Annotated in this window: 13 protein-coding genes; 3 read left to right on the top strand and 10 right to left on the bottom strand. The window is 72.5% G+C overall.

Going from position 1 to position 20340, the window contains the following annotated elements; all coding sequences use genetic code 11:
- Positions 1–24 precede the first annotated feature (24 nt).
- Positions 25–1452, top strand: a complete 1428-nt coding sequence (locus ACFYXM_RS04880; RefSeq protein WP_389286897.1) for an ABC1 kinase family protein — start codon at positions 25–27, stop codon at positions 1450–1452.
- Between the two features lie 106 nt (positions 1453–1558).
- Here the strand turns inward: ACFYXM_RS04880 and ACFYXM_RS04875 are convergent, their stop codons facing one another.
- From ACFYXM_RS04875 to ACFYXM_RS04855, 5 genes are all read right to left on the bottom strand, one after another.
- Positions 1559–1774 (bottom strand): hypothetical protein, encoded by a 216-nt coding sequence (locus tag ACFYXM_RS04875; protein WP_389286896.1) that lies wholly within the window; start codon positions 1772–1774, stop codon positions 1559–1561.
- A 249-nt stretch (positions 1775–2023) separates the two neighbouring features.
- The gene (locus ACFYXM_RS04870; RefSeq protein ID WP_389287173.1) at positions 2024–2362 is read right to left on the bottom strand and encodes a hypothetical protein; all 339 of its coding nucleotides are present in this window, start codon (positions 2360–2362) and stop codon (positions 2024–2026) included.
- A 17-nt stretch (positions 2363–2379) separates the two neighbouring features.
- On the bottom strand, positions 2380–2748 hold the full coding sequence (locus ACFYXM_RS04865) for a WhiB family transcriptional regulator (protein WP_389286894.1): 369 nt from the start codon (positions 2746–2748) through the stop codon (positions 2380–2382).
- A gap of 196 nt (positions 2749–2944) precedes the next feature.
- Positions 2945–3271, bottom strand: coding sequence for a hypothetical protein (locus tag ACFYXM_RS04860; RefSeq protein ID WP_073781834.1), 327 nt, complete (start codon positions 3269–3271; stop codon positions 2945–2947).
- 172 nt (positions 3272–3443) lie between these two features.
- Positions 3444–5639: an ATP-dependent DNA helicase UvrD2 gene (locus tag ACFYXM_RS04855; RefSeq protein WP_389286891.1), complete on the bottom strand. Its 2196-nt coding sequence runs from the start codon at positions 5637–5639 to the stop codon at positions 3444–3446.
- Positions 5640–5919: 280 nt separating this feature from the next.
- Between ACFYXM_RS04855 and ACFYXM_RS04850 the strand changes: the two genes are divergently transcribed.
- Positions 5920–6174, top strand: a complete 255-nt coding sequence (locus tag ACFYXM_RS04850) for a mycoredoxin (protein ID WP_148839091.1) — start codon at positions 5920–5922, stop codon at positions 6172–6174.
- A 66-nt stretch (positions 6175–6240) separates the two neighbouring features.
- On the opposite strand, the gene nudC is transcribed toward ACFYXM_RS04850, so the two are convergent.
- The 5 genes from nudC to ACFYXM_RS04825 all read right to left on the bottom strand — a co-directional run bounded on the left by nudC (position 6241) and on the right by ACFYXM_RS04825 (position 17208).
- Positions 6241–7188: an NAD(+) diphosphatase gene (gene nudC / locus ACFYXM_RS04845; RefSeq protein WP_389286889.1), complete on the bottom strand. Its 948-nt coding sequence runs from the start codon at positions 7186–7188 to the stop codon at positions 6241–6243.
- Between the two features lie 55 nt (positions 7189–7243).
- Entirely contained in the window at positions 7244–8638 is a 1395-nt protein-coding gene (locus tag ACFYXM_RS04840) for a dipeptidase (RefSeq protein WP_389286887.1), read from the bottom strand.
- Between the two features lie 10 nt (positions 8639–8648).
- Positions 8649–12389, bottom strand: a complete 3741-nt coding sequence (locus ACFYXM_RS04835; RefSeq protein ID WP_389286885.1) for an ATP-dependent helicase — start codon at positions 12387–12389, stop codon at positions 8649–8651.
- Positions 12390–12634: 245 nt separating this feature from the next.
- Positions 12635–16192, bottom strand: a complete 3558-nt coding sequence (locus tag ACFYXM_RS04830; RefSeq protein WP_389286883.1) for an ATP-dependent helicase — start codon at positions 16190–16192, stop codon at positions 12635–12637.
- A gap of 485 nt (positions 16193–16677) precedes the next feature.
- On the bottom strand, positions 16678–17208 hold the full coding sequence (locus ACFYXM_RS04825) for an MGMT family protein (protein WP_389286881.1): 531 nt from the start codon (positions 17206–17208) through the stop codon (positions 16678–16680).
- 221 nt (positions 17209–17429) lie between these two features.
- On the opposite strand from ACFYXM_RS04825, the gene ACFYXM_RS04820 reads away from it, so the two are divergent.
- Complete coding sequence (locus tag ACFYXM_RS04820; protein WP_389286879.1) at positions 17430–20312, top strand: YbhN family protein; 2883 nt, start codon at positions 17430–17432, stop codon at positions 20310–20312.
- The last annotated feature ends 28 nt before the right edge of the window (positions 20313–20340 follow it).

Below are 20340 nucleotides of genomic sequence, written 5' to 3'. Positions count from 1 at the left end.
GCAGTCTCGGATATGGAGGGGCTCATGTCTGATCTTCCCCGAAAAGCAGTCACGCGTACCGCCAAGCTGGCGGCCTTGCCGCTGGGCTTCGCGGGCCGCGCCACCTGGGGCCTGGGCAAGCGGATCGGCGGGAAGTCCGCGGAGCTGGTGGCCCGGGAGGTGCAGCAGCGGACGGCCGATCAGCTCTTCAAGGTGTTGGGCGAGTTGAAGGGCGGCGCGATGAAGCTGGGCCAGGCGCTGTCCGTCTTCGAGTCGGCGCTGCCCGAGGAGGTGGCCGGCCCGTACCGCGCGGCGCTCACCAAGCTCCAGGACGCCGCTCCTCCCATGCCCAGCGGCACGGTGCACGAGGTGCTGGCCGCCCGGCTCGGCGGGGACTGGCGGGAGCTGTTCCTGGAGTTCGAGGACAAGCCGTCGGCCGCCGCGTCGATCGGCCAGGTGCACCGGGCGGTGTGGCACGACGGGCGGGACGTCGCGGTGAAGGTGCAGTACCCGGGCGCGGGAGCGGCATTGCTCTCGGACCTGACACAACTCAGCAGACTCGCCCGGCTGCTCGGTCCGTTGGTCCCCGGCATGGACATCAAACCGCTCATCACGGAGTTGCGCGACCGGGTCTCGGAGGAGCTGGACTACGAGCAGGAAGCACGGTCGCAGCAGGCCCACGCCGAGGAGTTCGCGGCCGATCCGGACGTGGTGATCCCCGGTGTGGTGCACCAGTCCGACCAGGTACTGGTGACGGAGTGGATGGACGGCGTTCCGCTGGCCGACGTGATCGCGAAGGGTACGCCCGAGCAACGTGACCGGGCCGGTCAGTTGCTGGCTCGATTCCTCTTCTCGGGATCCGCCCGTACCGGGCTGCTGCATGCCGACCCGCATCCGGGCAACTTCCGGCTGCTTCCTCCGGAGGAGGGGACGGACGGGGCGGACGAGTCCGGCGAGAACGCCGGGACCGGGCAGTGGCGGCTCGGAGTACTGGACTTCGGCACGGTGGACCGGCTGCCGGGCGGTCTCCCGCAGCCGATCGGGGACTCGCTCCGGCTGGCACTGGCGGGTGACGCGCGGGCGGTGTACGAGCTGCTGTGCGAGGAGGGGTTCGTCAAGGAATCGGTCGATCTCGACCCGGACGTGGTGCTGGACTACCTTCTCCCGATCATCGAGCCGGCGCAGGTGGAGGAGTTCACCTTCACCCGGAGCTGGATGCGCAACCAGGCGGCACGGATCGGCGATCCGCGCTCCCCCGCCTATCAGCTGGGCAAGCAGTTGAATCTGCCGCCCGCCTATCTGCTGATACATCGGGTGACACTGAGCACGATCGGGGTGCTGTGCCAGCTGAGCGCGACGGTACGGCTGCGTGACGAGCTCGAATCCTGGTTGCCGGGATTCCTGCGGGAGTACGAGCAGGAGGAGCCCATGGTCGAGGAGGAACCCGCCGACGATGCGGTCGCCGGGGCGTAGCCGGTAACCGTCGGCCCGGCCGGCGCAACCGAGGACCGGGAGGGCCGCCCGGGCGGCCGGGCTGAGACGACAGGACCCGAGGCCTGGCACGCGCGCGTCCCGGACGTCACCACCAGGCGGAGTCGAGACGGCTCTCGATCGCCCTGATGTGCGTGCGGGCGCACGTGTCGCAGACGTACCGGCGGCTGCCGCTCTCCATGGAGCAGGTCCAGGTCGGGGGTGGGGTCTCGCTGTTCGCGGACGCGCCGCACAGGGCGCAGACGACCACCGCGGCGTCCTGCCCGTCGGACCGCTCGTTCCGGGGATGGGTCTCCTCGTCCACCTCGTGACGATAACCCGATGGTCACCGTGGCGCGGCGCGCCACGGCGGCGGGCCGAGCTCCGCGCGCCGAACGACCGTGGGGCCGGTCCGAACGGACCGGCCCCACGGAAGGGGTACTGAAGAAGGGGTGCTGAAGAACCGGGTACGGGAACGGGTCCGTCACTGCCGGGCGGAGCGGTCGCCCGGCGGGGAGCGGTTCCGGTGAGCGGTCCGGATCAGTGCCCTCCCGCGCTGGTGCCGAGACGGGTGCTAATGCATGACCGCCATGGCCAGCGCTCGGCGGGCGCGCATCGATACGCGCTCGGCCCTGCGCTGCATCCGACGCGCGTTGACCAGGCGCACGGCCCGGCGTTGCGTGTTGGCCTCCCTCATGCGCTCGTGCATATGGGCACGCGCCAGGGCTTCTGGGATGAGTTGCATCGCGCGAGTCCTGTTCTGGCGCGAATCGTTCGCACCGTTGATCGTGACGTTCGGTGTTGCGGAGCCGACGGGCTCATGTGTGGGGACGGACATTGGTGCCTGATTTCGGGGATCGTGGGTGTGGGGACGGTCGATGGTTCCGGTGCGCTTCGTGGGTTTGGGGGCCATGACCCCCAGTCCGGCGGTCACGCCGCGACCGGGTTCTTGCGCGGACGGCCCCGAGGCCGCTTGCGGGCGACGACGACGCCCTGGACGAAGAGCTCACCGCCCCAGACACCCCACGGCTCGCGCCGCTCCTTGGCGCCTGCGAGGCACGCCTCGACGAGCGGGCAGGTGCGGCAGAGGGACTTGGCATACTCGACATCGGCCGGCGACTCGGCGAAGAAGACCTCCGGGTCGTAGGAGCGGCAGGGGACGGGTACGTCGAGGTTCTCGATGGCGTCATCGAGCGAGGTGAGCGCGGTGAGGGGGGTCAAGGTGGAGTCCTCCGTGAGGCCGGGCGGCGGGATCGGGTCGGAAAGCGGTACGGACGGGGCGTGCGCTTCGAGTTGCACGGTGGGTGGTGTCCTCGTCTGGTCGTTCCGGCCTGTTGGCCGGAGGGCGGCTGGTACCGGGTGCTGCTTGTCCCGAGGCTCCTTCGCGCCGTCCGTCCGCATGGACGGGCAAGCTGTCCGTCCGTTCGGACAAACAAAAGGGCCGCGGATCCCGAGTGGGGTTCCGCGGCCCTGAAGGCGCCGGCCTGATGCTGAATCAGGCTGGATCACTCCAGGGTTCAGGCCCACGGAAGGCCCACATCGTGTGGTGGTGCGTCGTCTGCTTCTTGGCGCCGGCTTCCACTCCCGCACCGACAGCGGCGAAGGCATAGGCCTGGGCCTGCCCCTTCACTACTGCTGCTGCCGGTGCCTGAGCCGGTCGCTCATTGCGCTCCCGCACGGGGAAGCTCGCGGAGGACAGCGGGCTGACGGCGGACAGACCGGTGCCACGGAGCGAGAAATCGCGGGAGCAGACGAGGCCGAGCGAGCAGGCGGAGACGACCGAGAGATCGGTCATTTTGTTGGTCTTGATGATGCTGATCACTTCAATCGCCTCCTCTCGGCGTCTCGGGGGACCGGCGGACCGGCGGACCGATCCTGCGTATTCGAATAAGTACAGCACAGAGCCAGGGCTTCAGAGAAGCCGCTGTCCCTGTGGTTAAGAACCTATGGTGATGACTGGGGCAGGCGCAAACTATTTTTCCGACGAGTTTCCCTCACGCCTCGTCGGAGGCGCCCGGCGTCCGCCCCTCCCCCGTCCCACCTGCGCAAATGGCAAGAACCGCGGTCCCGAAGCGGTTCAGCTTCCGCGTGCCGACACCGGAGATCACCGCCAGTTCGCCCGCGCTGCCCGGCACCGCCTCGGCGATCGCCATCAACGTCTTGTCGGTGAACACGCAATAGGGGGGCTGGCCGATCTCCTCGGCCCTGACGGACCGCCAGTCGCGCAGTCGCTCGTACAACGCCTCGTCCATGTCGGACGGGCAGTCGTCACAGCGCATCAGCTTCATCTCGCCCGCGTCGGTGAGGGTCTTCCCGCAGACCCGGCACCGGGCCGGGCCGCGCCGGGTGCGCCTGGCGACCGGGCCCTGGCGCCGTTCGGCGCCGCCCTCCCCTGCCGCCTCGATGTGCGGACCGCGGGCCGCCGTCCCGGGGCGGAGCTCGGTCAGGAACCTGCTCGGGCGGCGTCCCGCGCGTCCGCCGGGCGAGCGGGCGAGCGACCACGACAGCGAGAGGTGGACACGGGCCCGTGTGATGCCGACATAGAGGAGCCGCCGCTCCTCCTCGATCTGCTCGTCGGTCCTGGCGTAGGCGATCGGCAGCATGCCCTCGGTCAGTCCGACCAGGAACACGGCGTCCCATTCCAGACCCTTCGCCGAGTGCAGCGAGGCGAGGGTGACTCCCTGGACCGTGGGGGCGTGCTGGGCGGCGGCCCGTTCGTCGAGCTCCGCCACCAGGTCGGAGAGCGTCGCCCCCGGCCTGGCCCGTTCGAAGTCCTCGGCAAGCCGGACCAGTGCGGCGAGGGACTCCCATCGGTCGCGCACGGCCCCGGAACCCGAGGGCGGCTTCGGTGTCCACCCCTTGGTGGACAGCACCGCGCGCACCTGGGCCGGCAGGTCCTCCGCGTCGTCCAGCAAACGGTCGTTGCCTCCCGCGCGCGCGGCGCCTCGCAGGGCCGTGCCCGCCTCCCGCACCTCCGCCCGTTCGAAGAAGCGCTCCGCGCCGCGCAGCTGGTGGGGCACGCCCGCGTCGGCCAGGGCCTGTTCGTAGACCTCGGACTGGGAGTTGACCCGGTAGAGCACGGCGATCTCGCCGGCCGGGACGCCCGCGGCGATCAGGTCGCGGACGCGGCGGGCGGTGCCCTCCGCCTCCGCGGGCTCGTCCGCGTACTCCGTACGGACGGGCTCGGGGCCTGGGTCGCGCTGCGAGATCAGTTCCAGCCGGTGCTCGGCGGCGCGGCCGCGGGCCTGGCCGAGCAGCCCGTTGGCCAGATGGACGACCTGGGGGGTGGAGCGGTAGTCCCGGACCAGCTTGACGACGGTCGCGTGCGGGTGGCGGCTGCGGAAGCTCAGCAGGTGTTCGGGGGTGGCCCCGGTGAAGGAGTAGATCGTCTGGCTCGCGTCACCGACGACGCACAGACTGTCCCGCTCTCCGAGCCAGAGGTCGAGCAGCCGTTGCTGGAGGGGGCTGACGTCCTGGTACTCGTCGACCACGAAGTGCTGGTACTGGCGGCGGACGTGCTCGGCGATGTCGTGACGGTCCTGAAGGATGGCGACGGTCAGCAGCAGCACGTCCTCGAAGTCGATCACCGCGTGATCGCGCTTCAGCTGCTCGTACATGGCGTAGATCTGGGAGATCTCGGCCGGATCGCGTGGGGCGTCCCGATGGGTCCGGGCGACCACGGCCGGATAGTCGGCGGGCACGGTCTGGGTGACCTTGGACCACTCGATCTCGCTCGTGACGTCACGCAGCTCGTTGCGGTCGAGCCGGATGCGGCAACGGGCCGCCGCCTCCGCGACCAGCTGGACCTTGCGCTCCAGCAGCCGCGGCAGGTCGCCGCCGACCGCCTTCGGCCAGAAGTACTGGAGCTGACGCAGCGCGGCGGAGTGGAACGTCCGCGCCTGCACCCCGCCCGCGCCGAGCTGGCGCAGCCGTCCGCGCATCTCGCCCGCGGCCCGGTTGGTGAACGTGACAGCGAGCACGCTCGCCGGCTGGAGTATCCCCGCGCGCACCCCGTAGGCGATGCGATGAGTGATCGCACGCGTCTTGCCCGTACCGGCCCCGGCCAGCACACACACCGGGCCGTACAGGGCCGTGGCGACCTCGCGCTGCTCGGGGTCGAGCCCGTCGAGCACGGCGTCGGCCGACTCGGGGACCTGTGGGAAGAGGGAGGAATGCGTTGCTGCTGTCACCCCGCCATGCTGCCAGGTCGCACGTGACCGGTGCGGAGGTTGTCCACAGGGGCGGTCCGTCCGTCGTACTAATCGCCGCGCTCCGCGTTGCTCGCGGAGCTCTGCTCGATCGTGGGGCTCCGTACGGGGCCGGGCTCCGTACAAGGCCGCCTGCGCGGGCCCGGTGTGAGATGTCTCCGGACCGGGCGGCAGCGGGAATGGGGGTCGGCTCGCGTACGTTGCTCATCCGGGCGGACCGAGCAGGACCGCGCAGTCGGACGAGACAGAGGAGCGGGAAGAGATGCCGGGCACTGTGACGATGTACAGCACCACGTGGTGCGGCTACTGCCGTCGGCTCAAGAGCCAGATGGACCGCGAGGGCATCGCGTACAACGAGATCAACATCGAGCAGGACCCGGAGTCCGCCGCCTTCGTCGAGAAGGCCAACGGGGGCAACCAGACCGTGCCCACCGTCCTGGTGGTCGGCTCGACGGGCGCCGAGGCTGTCATGACGAACCCGTCCCTGGCCCAGGTGAAGCAGGCGCTCGCCGCCTGATCCGCCGACGCGGCAACGCCCCTCACCGGTACCGGTGAGGGGCGTTCTCGCGTCCGGCAGACGTGCTCAGCCGACGCTGCCCGGCTTGGGAAGCGGCTTTCCGTACCACATCTCGATCAGGCGGGACGCGATCGAGATGCCGTACGGGGGCAGGACCTCGCCCGATTCGAAGGCCGCGGTCAGTTCCTCGCGGGAGAACCAGCGGGCTTCCTCGATCTCCTCGCCGTCCACGTCGATCTCGGCGGAGGTCGCCCGCGCCGTGAAGCCGAGCATCAGGCTGGACGGGAACGGCCAGGGCTGGCTGGCGACGTACTCGACCTCGCCGACCGTGATGCCCGCCTCCTCGAAGACCTCGCGGGCCACGGACTGCTCGATCGACTCCCCCGGCTCGACGAACCCCGCGAGCGTGGAGAAACGGCCCTCGGGCCAGTGCACCTGACGGCCGAGCAGCGCCCGGTCCTGATCGTCCGTCACCAGCATGATGACCGCGGGGTCGGTGCGCGGGTAGTGCTCGGCGCCGCAGGCCGGGCACCGCCGGATGTGGCCGGCCGCCGCGATGACCGTGCGCTCCCCGCAGCGCGAGCAGAAGCGGTGCAGACGCTGCCAGTTCTCCAGGGCCACCGCGTGCGCCATCAGTCCGGCGTCCCGGGCGCCGAGCAGCATCCCGGCCTCGCGCAGTCCGGCCGGGCGGGCCGGCTGATCCATGCGGCCGGGCAACGAGTCCTTCTGGAGCGCGAAGTAGCTGACGCCGTCCGCGTCGGTGCCCAGGAAGTAGCGGTGGGTCTCGGTGAGCGGGGCCTCGAAGGCCGGTGTCATGACGATCTCCGTACCGCCGTCGGCGGTGTCGTCGATCAGCACCTGTCCGCCGGACACGACGAAGACGCGCGTGGTCGGGTGGCTCCACGCGGCGGCCAGCCATGCCTCGTCGAGGCGGTGGTGCGCCGCGCGGTCGATGCCGCTGGGCGCCGTGAGACCGATGGGCCGGGCCGTGACGGCGTTGTCGAAGGTGCTCACAGGTGCTTCCTACTCCCCGGGACGGTTCGGGTGTTCAGAGGGCTCGGCGAAAAGCTCAACGGAGTGCCTCGGCCAGCTCGCCCCAGAGGTGGGCGGTCGTCTCCACGCCCTTGAACAGCAGGTCCAGTTCGACCTTCTCGTTGGGTGCGTGCCAGCCGTCGGAGGGGACTGAGATGCCGAGGAAGAGAACGGGGGCGCCGAGGACGTCCTGCAGGTCGGCGGCGGGCCCCGAGCCTCCTTCGCGGGTGAAGAGGATCTTCCGGCCGAAGGCCCGTCCCATCGCGCGGGAGACCGCTCGCAGGGCGGGGTGGTCCAGCGGCGTGAGACAGGGGCGGGTGGCCGGGGAGAAGGTGATCCGGTGCCGGATGCCGGCCGGGATCCGGGCCTCGGCCCAGGCGCGGACCACCTGCTGGACGTGGTCGGGGTCCTGGCCCGCGACCAGCCGGAAGCTGATCTTCACCAGGGCGGAGGAGGGGATGATCGTCTTGCTGCCCGCGCCCTGGTAGCCGCCGCCGATGCCGTTGACCTCGGCGGTGGGGCGGGCCCAGACGCGTTCCAGCGTGGAGTAGCCGGCCTCTCCGGACGCCGACCGGGACCTGGCGGTGCGCAGCCAGCTCGCCTCGTCGAAGGGGAGTTCGGCGAAGAGTGCGCGCTCGGCCTCGGTGAGCTCCGTCACGCCGTCGTAGAAGCCGGGTATCGCGATCCGGCCGTCCGCGTCGTGCAGCGCGGCGACGAGCCGGGCCACGGCGGTCGCGGGGTTGGGGACGGCGCCGCCGAAGGAACCGGAGTGGATGTCCTGCTCGGGGCCGTACAGCTCGATCTCACACTCGGCGAGGCCGCGCATGCCCGTACAGACCGTGGGCGTGTTCTCGTCCCACATGCCGGTGTCGGAGACGATCACGGCGTCGGCGGCGAGGCGGGCGGCCCGTTCCTCGACCAGGGCACGGAAGTGCGGCGAACCGGACTCCTCCTCGCCCTCGATCAGCAGCTTGAGATTGACGGCGGGGGCGGTACGGCCGGTGGCGGCGAGGTGAGCCCGGACACCGAGGGTGTGGAAGAACACCTGCCCCTTGTCGTCGGCGGCGCCCCGCCCGTACATGCGGCCGTCGCGGATCACCGGCTCGAACGGGTCGGTGTCCCAGCCGTCCTCGCGGGCCGCGGGCTGCACGTCGTGATGCCCGTAGACGAGGACGGTCGGGGCGTCCGGGTCGCCGGACGGCCACTCGGCGAAGACGGCGGGGGCGCCGGGGGTGTCCCAGATCTCGGCGACCGGGAAGCCGGTCTCCTTCAGCTTGGCGGACAGCCACTCGGCGCTGCGCCGTACGTCCCCGTCGTGCTCCGGCTGGGCGGACACGGACGGGATGCGCAGCCAGGAGGCGAGGTCGTCGAGGAAGGCTGTGCGGTGCTGCTCGGTGTACGTGTGGACGGCGCTGTCCGGGGTGTCGCTCATGGTGTCGAGCCTATCGGCCGTCGGGAGGTGGCTCGTCCAGCAGGATCCGCTCCAGTTCCGCCCGGCCCGGGAGCCGGGCGGGCCGCACGGTCTCGCCGCTGCGCACGTACAGGAACGTGGCCGTGACGGCGGTGAGGGGCAGGTCGTGCAGTTCGGCCCAGGCCAGGCGGTAGATCGCGAGCTGGAGGGGGTCGGCGGTGCGGGTGCGGGTGGTCTTCCAGTCGACGATCTCGTACGTGTCCTCCCCGGTGCGGTAGACGGCGTCGATCCGGCCCCTGATCACCCGGCCCGCGAGGGTGATCTGGAACGGGGTCTCCACCCGGTGGGGAGTGCGGCGGGCGTACGGGGTGCGTTCGAACGCCTCCTTGAGCGCGGCGAGATCCCGCTCGTCGGCGATCTCGGCCTCGCTCTCGTCGCCGCCGGGCAGCTCGTCCGGGCCGAGCATGGGCAGCGGAAGCTCCTCGAAGCGGGACTCCACCCAGGCGTGGAATCGGGTGCCCCGGCGGGCCGCGGGCTGTGGCGGCCTCGGCATGGGGCGGGCCAGCTCCCGTGCGAAGCCGTCGGGGTCGTCCGCGAGCTTCAGCAGCTGGGTGGCGGAGAGCGCGGGGGGTACTAGGACATCGCGCACGGTGGCGCGGGCGCGGCGCAGTTCGCCGGTGAGGGCATCGAGGTCGCGGTCCCAGGAGGCCAGCACGCGGGCCTCCTCCGGGGTGAGGGGGGGCGTCCCGGGGGTGCGGCGTGGTTCGGGAGGACGGGGGGCCTCCTCGGCGTGCTCGGGGGCACGGGCCGCCGGGACGGAGGTGGCGGTGCCCGGCGCGGAGGCGGGTGCGCAGGCCGGTGCGGGCGGGCGCTCCGTCGACAGTGCGTCCCAGTCTTGGGACCAGTCCTCGGCCGCTTCGGGGCAGGTCTCGTCCGGATGCGCCTCGTCGGGGTACGCCTCCTCCGGAGACGTCTCGTCCGGATACGGCTCGTCGGAGGGGAAGGGGGCGTTCTCGTACGGGTCGTCGTACGGATCCGGGGCGACGGTCCGCGTCCCGTACGCGTCCGGGTCGGCCTCCGTGGCGGTCAGGGCGTCCAGATGCGCCAGGACCGTTTCGGCGGCGGCCCTGCGGCGGATCAGCGCGGTGTCGTCGAGGGGCAGCGGCCATGCCCGGTCGGCCTGCTTCTCCTCCAGCGCGGGGTTCTCCTCGCCCTCGGCCGGTTCGTCGGCCCATGCCTCGATCTCGCCGTGTCCGGCCGCGCAGTGCTCGTACAGCGCGTGCAGGAAGGCGGACGGGCCGCGCGGCTTCTTCTGGGTCGGCCCCCACCAGTGGCCGGACCCCAGCAGCAGCGATCGGGGCCTGGTGAAGGTCACGTAGCCCAGGCGGAGCTCCTCGGTGTGCTGATGCTCCTTCATCGCCTCCTTGAACCCCTTGAGCCCCTTGGCGTCCGGGGAGCCGAGGGCGGGGAGCGTGGCCGTGTCGCCCCGCAGGGCGTGCGGCAGGACCTGGGGCTGGGACGTCCAGGCGTCGCGGGACTGGCCGCTGGGGAACTGCCCGGCGACCAGTCCGGGCACCGCGACGACGTCCCACTCCAGGCCCTTGGACTTGTGCGCGGTGAGGACCTTGACGGTGTTCTCGCCGCCGGGCAGGGCGTTGTCCAGGCCCTTCTCGTACTGGACGGCGGTGCGCAGGAAACCCAGGAAGGCGAGGAGTGTGGCCTCGCCCTCGACGGCGGCGAAGCGGGCGGCCACGTCGAGGAAGTTGGCCAGCGTCTCGCGGCGGCGGGCGGCCAGCGCGTGCGGCGACGCGGAGAGCTCGACCTCCAGGCCGGTGGTGGCGAGGACCCGGTGCAGCACGTCCATGAGGGGGTCGGCCAGGGAGCGGCGCAGGTCGCGCAGTTCGGCGGCCAGGTGGGCGAAGCGGACGCGGGCGTCGGCGGAGAACGGCAGCCCGTCGTCCGCCTCGCCGCCCGATTCGAGGAAGGTGTCCAGCGCGTCGGCGAGCGAGATCACTTCGGCCGGGTCGGTGCCTTCGACGGCCTCGGCGAGGCGCCGGTCGGGATCGGGACCGTCCTCGTCGCCGTGGCCCGCGCGGTGCACGAGGAGGCGGGCACGGCGGCCGAGGAGGGCCAGGTCCCGGGGGCCGATCCGCCAGCGGGGGCCGGTGAGCAGCCGGACCAGGGAGGCATTGGCCCCCGGGTCCTGGAGGACCTCGCAGACCGCGACGAGGTCGGCGACCTCGGGCAGGTGGAGCAGCCCGGAGAGGCCGACGACCTCGACCGGGACGTCACGGGCCACCAGCGCGGCGTGGATCTCCGGGAAGTCGCCCGCGGTGCGGCACAGGACGGCGATCTCGCGGGGGTGCTTGTCGGTCCTGACGAGGTGGGCGATGGAGTCGGCGATCCAGTCGATCTCCTCGTCGTGGGTGCGGAGCAGGGCGCAGCGGACGGTGCCGTCGCGCTCGGCGCCCGGGGCGGGGCGCAGGGCCTCGACGCCCTCGTGCATGGCGCGCAGGGGCGCGGCGAGGCCGTTGGCGAGGTGGAGGAGCCGGCCGCCGCTGCGGCGGTTCTCGCTGAGGGAGTAGCGGGTGGCGGGGGTGCCGTCGGCGTGCGGGAAGTGGAGCGGGAAGTCGTCGAGGTTGGCGACGGAGGCGCCTCGCCAGCCGTAGATCGCCTGGCAGGGGTCGCCCACGGCGGTGACTGCGTGGCCGGTCGGCGTCGCATCCGCCGTCTGCCCGCGGCCGTTCCCTGTCTGTCCGTGACCGTTCCCCGTCCGCGCGTGATCGTTCACCGTCTGCCCGTGGCCGTTCCCTGCCGCGTCCGCCCACATGGCCCCCGCCGCTTCCGTCCGCGCGGTCCGCGCCGTCCCCGTCCCCGCGGTCGCCGACGCCGCGTCCGGTCCGCGGCCGAAGAGGGCGGAGAGCAGGAGCCGTTGGGCGACCGAGGTGTCCTGGTACTCGTCGAGCAGCACGACCCGGAACTCGTCGCGCAGGATCGTGCCGACCTCGGGGCGGGTCAGTGCCAGTTCGGCGGAGAGCGCGATCTGGTCGCCGAAGTCGAGGAGGTCACGGCTCCTCTTGGCCTCGCGGTAGCGCCGGGTCAGGTCCAGCAGCTCGCGGCGGGCCCGCGCGGTCTCGGGGATCTTGCGCAGCTCGGCGTTGGTGAGCCGGGCCGTTTCGAGCGTGTGGAGCAGATCGGTGTCGTGCTCCGCCAGTTCCTCGGGCCGCACGAGGTGCTCGGCCAGTTCGGCGTCGAGGGCCAGCAGATCGCTGACGAGTGTGGCGAACGACCTGGTCAGGGCCGGATACGGACCGGGGGCCTCACGCAGTACGCGGGCGGCGAGCTGATAGCGGGTGGCGTCGGCGAGGAGGCGTGTGGTGGGTTCCAGCCCGATGCGCAGTCCGTGCTCGGTGAGGAGCCGGCCGGCGAACGCGTGGTACGTGGAGATGCTCGGCTCGCCGGGCGGGTCGTCCGGATCGATGACGTCCGGGTCGGTGACCCCGGCGGCCACGAGGGCCTTGCGGACGCGTTCGGCGAGCTCGCCCGCCGCCTTGTTGGTGAAGGTGAGCCCGAGGACCTGCTCGGGAGCGACCTGTCCCGTCCCCACCAGCCACACCACGCGCGCGGCCATCACCGTGGTCTTCCCCGACCCGGCTCCTGCGACGATCACCTGCGGGGCGGGCGGCGCGGTGATGCAGGCCGTCTGCTCCGGGGTGAACGGGATCCCGAGGAGTTCCTTCAGCTGCTCGGGATCGGTGATACGTGGGGACACCCGATCGAGGCTAACCGGCCCCACCGACAACGTACGGCGCCGAGCCCTTCGATCCCCTTCGGAACCAGTCGGAACCAGTCAAAACCAGTCGGAATCAGTCGGACCCCGGCGGACCCCGGCGCCCCTGGTCGAGCCGTGCCGACCACGGTCGAGCCCCGTCCGGTCGTCACAGAGCGCTGCCCGATCGCTGTCGGTCACTGTCGGTTGCCTCCGAGCACCGACCGGTCATCGTCGAGCAGCGACGGTCATTCCACGATGTGGCGGCCCTCCGGCTGCGCGCTGCACGCGGCGCGGAAGGCGCAGTGCGCGCAGTGCCCGCCCGTCGTGGGGGTGAACCGTTCGTCCAGGACCCGGCCGGCCGCCGTGGCCAGCAGTTCGGACACCCATTCGCCGGAGAGCGGCTCCTGGGCCTGCACCTTGGGCAGGGTGTCGCCACCCTCCTTCTTCGGGGCGGGCTGACGCAGTTGTACGAGTTCGGCGCCGCCCGGTTCGGGGCGCCGGCCGTCGAAGGCGTCGTCGACCGCTCCTTCCCGTACGGCCACCTGGTACACGGCGAGCTGGGGGTGACGGGCGACCTCGTCCTTGGTGGGCGACTGCTTGCCGGTCTTGAAGTCGACGACGTACGCCCGGCCCTCGGCGTCCCGCTCGACCCGGTCCATGGAACCGCGGATGCGTACCCGGTACTCCCCCGCCTCCAGCGTCACGTCGAAGTCGTGCTCGCTCGCGGCATGGATGCGTCCGGCGCGGTCCATGACGTGCCAGCGCAGGAAGCGTTCGAGGGCGATCCGGGCCTGTTCCTTCTCCTGCCGGGACTTCCAGGGGGCGTCGAAGGCGAGACCGTCCCAGACCGAGTCCAGCCGTTCCATCAGGACGGCCAGGTCGGCGGGGGTGCGCCCGGAGGCGACCTCGTCGGCGAGCACGTGCAGGACGTTGCCGAAGCCCTGGGCCGCAGTCGCCGGGGCGTCCGCCTTGACCTCACGGCCGAGGAACCACTGGAGCGCGCAGGTGTTGGCGAGCTGGTCCAGGGCGCTTCCGGAGAGGGCCACGGGCTGGTCCCGGTCGCGGAGCGGGACGGCGGAACGGGTCGGCTCGTTCAGGCCCCACCAACGGTGCGGATGGGCCGCGGGCACCAGGGGCCGGCCCTCGTCGTCGAGGAGCGCGGCGAGCCGGGCGAGGCGGCGGGCGGCTTCCTCGCGCAGGACTTCGGACGCGTCCGGGTCGACGGTGGTGGCGCGGAGCTCGGCGACGAGCGCGGCGACGGAGAGGGGGCGGCGCGGGCGGCCGGTGACATCGCGCGGTTCGACACCGAGTTCCGTGAGGAGGCGGGACGGCTGGTCGCCGTCGTCGGAGGGCGCCTTGACCGCGGTGACGACGAGGCGTTCGCGGGCACGGGTCGCAGCGACGTAGAAGAGGCGGCGTTCCTCGGCGAGCAGGGCGCCTGGGGTGAGCGGCTCGGCCAGGCCGTCGCGGCCGATCCGGTCCGCTTCGAGCAGCGAGCCCCGGCGGCGCAGGTCCGGCCAGAGCCCCTCCTGCACGCTCGCGACGACGACCAGGCGCCACTGCAGGCCCTTGGAGCGGTGTGCGGTCATCAGCCGTACGGCGTCGGGGCGCAGAGCGCGCCGGGAAAGGGTGTCGGCGGCGATGTCCTGGGCGTCCACCTCTTCCAGGAAGTTGAGCGCGCCGCGTCCGCCGGTGCGTTCCTCGGCGCGGGCGGCGGTCTCGAAGAGCGCACAGACGGCGTCGAGGTCACGGTCGGCATTGCGCCCGCCCGCTCCCCCGCGCAGCGCGGCGCGTTCCAGGCGCGTCGGCCACGGGGTGCCCGCCCACAGCTCCCACAGCGCCTCCTCCGCCGTACCGCCGCCTTCGAGCAGCTCGCGCGCCTTGCGCAGGAGCGCGCCGAGGCGCTGGGCTCCGCGGGCGTACGCCGGGTCGTGCGTGACGAGCCGTTCGGGTTCGGCGAGGGCGCGGGCCAGCAGGTCGCCGGAGGGAGACGGTACGCGGTTCCCGGCGGCCCGCTCCTCGTCGCGCAGGGCCCGGCCGAGGCGGCGCAGGTCGGCCGCGTCCATGGAACCGAGGGGGGAGGTCAGGAGGGACAGTGCGGTCTCGGTGTCCAGCCAGGACACCGCCGGTGCCTCTGGTGACGCCGGTGTCGCCGGTTGCTCCGGTGTCTGCGGTTCCTCCGGTGTTTGTGCTGCTTCTGCTGCTTCTGGCGCCTCTGGCGTCCCGGATGCCGCCGCTGTCACCGAGGCCGTCGGCGCCGCGCCCGAGGCATCCGTGCCCCAGTCATCCGTACCCCGGGCATCCGTGCCCGGCGCACCCCGGAGCAGTGCCGCCGTGGCGACCGCGCGCAGGGCAGTCAGGAGGGGCGCGACCGCCGGTTCATGGCGCAGGGGGAGATCGTCCCCGTCGACCTCCAGGGGGACCCCGGCCGAGGTCAGGGCCCGGCGGAGCGAGGGGATCGTGCGCCCCCCGGCCCGTACGAGCACCGCCATCTCGCTCCACGGAACGCCGTCCTCCAGATGCGCCCGGCGCAGCAGATCGGCGATGTTGTCCAGCTCGGTGGAGGCGGTCGGGTAGGTGTACGCCTCCACCTCGCCGCCCTCGTGGACGGCGGAGAGATCCCGGTGGGCGCGGACCTGCTCCACGGGCAGCCGGGGCAGCGGCATCCGGCGGGTGAGCAACCGGGTGGCCTCCAGCAACCGGCCGCCGGAACGGCGCGAGGTGGTGAGGACGGCGACCGGGGCCGGGGTGCCGTCCGCCCGGCGGAACATCTCCGGGAAGTCGAGGATGCCGTTCACGTCGGCCCCCCGGAACGCGTAGATCGACTGGTCGGGGTCACCGAAGGCGATCAGGTCCCGGCCACTCCCGTCCCCCCGGCCGCCTCCGCCTCCCGCGCCTCCCGCGGCCCCGTGCCCGGCCCCCGGTCCCCGGCCGCTCCCGGCCCCCTGGTTCCCGGCCAGCGCGTGCAGCAGCCGTACCTGTGACGGGTCCGTGTCCTGGTACTCGTCGACGAACACCGCGTCGTACCGCTCCGTCAGCCACGCCGCCACCTCGGGGCGTTCCGCGAGCAGCACGGCCCGGTGGACGAGTTCCGCGTAGTCAAGCACCCCCTGGGCGTCCAGCACGTCCAGGTACTCGGCCAGGAACCGGGCCGCCGCGCCCCAGTCCGGCCGGCCGGTGCGGCGGGCGAAGGCGGCCAGGGCGTCCGGGCCGAGGCCCAGTTCACGGCTGCGGGCGAGCACCGCCCGCACCTCGTCCGCGAAACCGCGCGTGGTCAGGCAGGCCCGCAGCTCGTCGGGCCAGCGGATGTGCGGGAAACCGTCCTTCTCCAGCTCGAGCTGGCCGGCCAGCAGCTCGCGGACGGTGACGTCCTGCTCCGGGCCGGAGAGCAGCCGCGTCGGTTCGGCGAAGAGGTCGGCGTCCTGGTGCGCGCGGACCAGGGCGTAGCAGAAGGAGTGGAACGTGGTGGCCTGCGGACTGCGGGCGGCCCCCATCCGGACGGCCATCCGGTCGCGCAGTTCCACGGCGGCCTTGCGGCTGAAGGTGAGGACCAGGATGCGGGCGGGGTCGCGGCCGCTCGCCACCCGGGCCGCGACCGCTTCGACGAGCGTGGTCGTCTTGCCGGTACCGGGGCCGGCGAGCACGAGGAGCGGCCCTCCGGGGTGGTCAACCACCGCACGCTGCGCCGCGTCCAGAAGAGGGGGGTCCACGGGACCCGGCGGGGTGCGCACCAGTCGGAACGCGCCCGTGGTCCGCTGTCGTGCCTCACGGTGCGGACTGTGTCGGGTGGTGGAGGAGTTCACGTGGATCGCCGGTCCTGGTGGATGTACGAGTGGGGCGGGTGGGTGTGCGGGTGACGAGGGCGCGGCGCGTGCCGCGGACCGACGACGCTACGCCAGTGAGGGTGCGGAGCGGCGCGGGCCGACTGCGCGACTCGTCACGTTACGCACCACAATCGGCCTCGCTCCGCGTGTACGCGTCGCACCACGCGCCACTGCGTCCCGCGCGCCGGCCCACGTCACCTCGCACGTCGCATCACTCACGCCGGTCCGCATGGCGGGCGCGGTGGTGTTGCCCGTCGGCCGCCGCCCCGTGTCGCACATCACGCACACCCCTGTACACCCCGCCGACACCCCCACCGTGTCGCACGTCACGTACGCGGGCGTACGCCCCGTCGCATTCCGTGTTCCACCGGTCCCTCCGTGCATCCGCGCGGGTCCCCCGCCGGATGCCGGACGGATCGCACGGGCCCGGCAACGCCCGTTGCGCCCCCGAATGGCCGAAGCTGTCAGTTGTGAGCACCTCTGTCCTCTTCCCCGTCCGCGTCGGCATCGCCGATGACGCCGTCCCACCGCGCCCGTTTCATGTCGAGGCGCGGCAGATGGCCCTCCGCGCCGCGCGGCGCCTCGCGCAGCGGGGTGTTCTCCCCGCGGTAGTGGTCCAGTGCGCGCAGTTCGTGGCCGGGCAGCAGCGCCCCGTCGGCCCGCACCACACGCCACCACGGCACGGCGCCCCCGTACAGCGCCATGACCCGGCCGACCTGGCGGGGACCGCCGTCCCCCAGCCATTCGGCGATGTCCCCGTACGTCATGACACGGCCGGGCGGGATCAGGTCGGCGACATCGAGCACCCGCTCCGCGTACTCCGGGATCCGGTGGGCGCGCTCCGAGGCCCCGTCGGTCGCCTGAGCGTCGCCCGTCGCGGCGCCGCCCGGTCCCTCGCCACGCGATCCCCCGGCGGCCGGCCCTTCGCCACGGGATCTCCCGGTGCCCGTTTCGCCCGTGCCCGTTCCCTCGGCACCTGTCCGGTGTTGGCTCATCCGAGCCATCCTGCCGTACGCCACCGACAGCCCGCCGCGACCGGCGTGCGCCCGCTCACAAGGCGTGCGCGCGAGGGCAAAGGAGCGTATGTTGCGCTTCGCGTGTCCGCGCGGTGCACCCTGATGCCCTTCTCTGTCGCCGGGCCGTGCCACCATCGTGCGGGCGGTGACCGGTGATACGAGAACACGAAGAACACTCAGAGGCAATGAAGGAGCAGGGCGTGCAGCCACCGAAGGCGGCGGACGCCCCTGACGCCGAACCGCACCCGGAATCACCAGAAGCACGGGAAGCGTCACGAGCACCGGAAACCCCAGAAACACCGGAAACCCCTGAATCACCGGAAGTACCGGAAATGTCGCAGGCACCGGACGCGCCGAAGACGCCGGGCAGGGACGCCGAGCCGTCCGGACGCCTGGCCGGTTCGACGCTCTCGAGCGTCGCGGCGGAGCAGGCCGAGCGGGTTTCGGGAGACGAACCGCTGCTCCCCGCCCGGGTGCACCGCCCCTCCGACCTCATGCGGCTGCTCATCGGCGTGCTGGCGATCAGCGTCCTGTTCGCGATCGCCGCGTTCGCCCACGGCACCACCGCCGGGCTCGAACAGGACATCACCAAGGGCACCGGCCAGGCGCCCGACGCCCTGATCAAGTTCGCCGGGCTCGTCTCCAGCATCGCCGTCCTGCTCGTTCCGGTCGTCTTCGCCATCGAACGGCTGATCAAACGCGACGGACTGCGGATCGCGGACGGGGTGCTCGCCGCCGTACTGGCGCACGGCGTCACGCTCGCCGCCGACCTCTGGGTGGCCGAGTCCGCCCCCGCCACCATCAAGGACGCCCTGACCCAGCCGCAGCCCGGGAACGCGCTCACCGACCCCGTGCACGGCTATCTCGCCCCCGTCATCGCGTACATGACGGCCGTCGGGATGGCGAGACGGCCGCGCTGGCGCGTCGTGCTGTGGGTGGTGCTGCTGCTCGACGCGTTCGCCATGCTGGTGGGCGGTTACACCACCCCGTTCTCGATCGTCCTCACCGTGCTGATCGGCTGGACGGTGGCGTACGGCACGCTGTACGCGGTCGGCTCGCCCAACGTGCGGCCGACCGGTCAGCACCTGATGGCCGGTCTGCGCCGGGTCGGCTTCCACCCGGTCACCGCGCTGCGCGCCGAGGACACCCCCGACTCCGGCGACCAGAACGACCGGGGACGCCGCTATCTGGTCACTCTGGAGGATGGGCCGCCGCTCGACGTGACGGTCGTCGACCGCGAGCAGCAGGCCCAGGGCTTCTACTACCGGGTGTGGCGCAGACTCACCCTGCGCGGCATCACCCAGAGCCGCTCGCTCCAGTCGCTGCGTCAGGCGCTGGAGCAGGAGGCGCTGCTCGCGTACGCGGCGATCGCCGCCGGGGCCAACGCGCCCAAGCTGATCGCCACCTCCGAGCTCGGGCCCGACGCCGTGATGCTGGTGTACGAGCACATCGGCGGCCGTTCCCTGGACGCGCTGGAGGACTCGGAGATCACCGACGAGCTGCTGCGCGGCGCCTGGCGGCAGGTGAGGGCGCTCCAGTCGCGACGCATCGCGCACCGCAGGCTCACGGGCGATGCCATCCTGGTGGATCGTTCCGGCACGGTGTTCGTGACCGATCTGCGCGGCGGCGAGATCGCGGCCGGAGATCTGGTCCTGCGGATGGACGTCGCCCAGCTGCTGACCACCACGGGGCTGCGGGTGGGCGCCGAGCGGGCGGTAGCCGGGGCGCTGGAGGTGCTGGGGCCCGACGCGGTGGCGGACTGTCTGCCGCTGCTCCAGCCGATCGCGCTGAGCCGCTCCACCCGGGCCACGCTGCGGCGGCTCGCCCGGGAGCGTTCGCAGCGCGAGCGCGAGGCGGTGCTGGCGGCGTCGGACGCGGCCAAGCGCGCCAGGGCCCTGGAGCAGACCGCGCACGACGAGCACACCGCGGTGCCCGGCCACGAGGACGAGCGGGCCGCCGAGCGCAGGGCGGACGCCAGGGGCGGGCGCAAGGCCGAGCGCAAGTCGCTGCGCGTGCAGAAGCAGGCCGAGAAGCGGGCCGTGGACGAGGCGCTGGAGGGGGCGCGCGAGGAGGACCTGCTCTCCCAGATGCGTCGGCAGGTGCTGCGCATCCGGCCGCAGGCGCCGGTCGAGCCGGTCCGGCTGGAGCGCATCAAGGCCCGGACCCTGGTCAGTTGCATCGCCGGTGCGATCGCCGCCTACTTCCTCATCTCGCAGGTGACCCAGGCCGACTTCGGCGCGGTCGTCGAGCAGGCGGAGTGGGGCTGGGTGGCGGCCGCGGTCGGCTTCTCGGCGCTGAGCTACGTCGCGGCGGCGATGAGCCTGCTGGGCTTCGTGCCGGAGCGGGTGCCCTTCGGGCGGACCGTGCTGGCGCAGATCGCCGGTTCCTTCGTGAAGCTCGTCGCCCCGGCCGCGGTCGGCGGCGTGGCGTTGAACACGAGGTTCCTGCAACGGGCCGGGGTGCGCCCGGGGCTCGCGGTGGCGAGCGTCGGTGCCTCGCAGCTGTTCGGTCTCGGCTGCCACATCCTGCTGCTCGCCGCGTTCGGGTATCTCACGGGTACGGAGAGGACGCCGTCCTCGCTCACACCGTCCAGGACCGTGATCGCCGGGCTGCTGACGGTCGCCGTGCTGGTGCTGGTGGTGACGGCGGTTCCGTTCCTGCGGAAGTTCGTGGTGACGCGGGTGCGGTCGCTGTTCGCCGGGGTCGTGCCGCGCATGCTCGACGTGGTGCAGCGGCCGCAGAAGCTGCTGACCGGCATCGGCGGGATGCTGCTGCTGACCGGAACGTTCGTGATGTGCCTGGACGCGTCGATCCGGGCGTTCAGCGGTCCGGACGTACCGACGCTCAGCTACGCGAGCATCGCGGTGGTCTTCCTGGCCGGCAACGCGCTGGGGTCGGCGGCGCCCACCCCGGGCGGCATGGGCGCGGTCGAGGGCGCGCTGACGCTGGGGCTGATCGCGGTCGGCCTGCCGAAGGAGGTCGCGGCACCGGCGGTGCTGCTCTACCGGCTGCTGACGCTGTGGCTGCCGGTGCTCCCGGGCTGGCTCTGCTTCAACCATCTGACCCGCAAGGGCGCGCTCTGAGGGCCTGCCACCCGCTTGGACCGGTGTC

The organism is Streptomyces sp. NPDC002476, from assembly GCF_042889785.1.
Taxonomy (GTDB): Bacteria; Actinomycetota; Actinomycetes; order Streptomycetales; family Streptomycetaceae; genus Streptomyces.
Note: the sequence above shows the minus strand (reverse complement) of the source record. Positions and strands in the feature narration are given on the sequence as shown.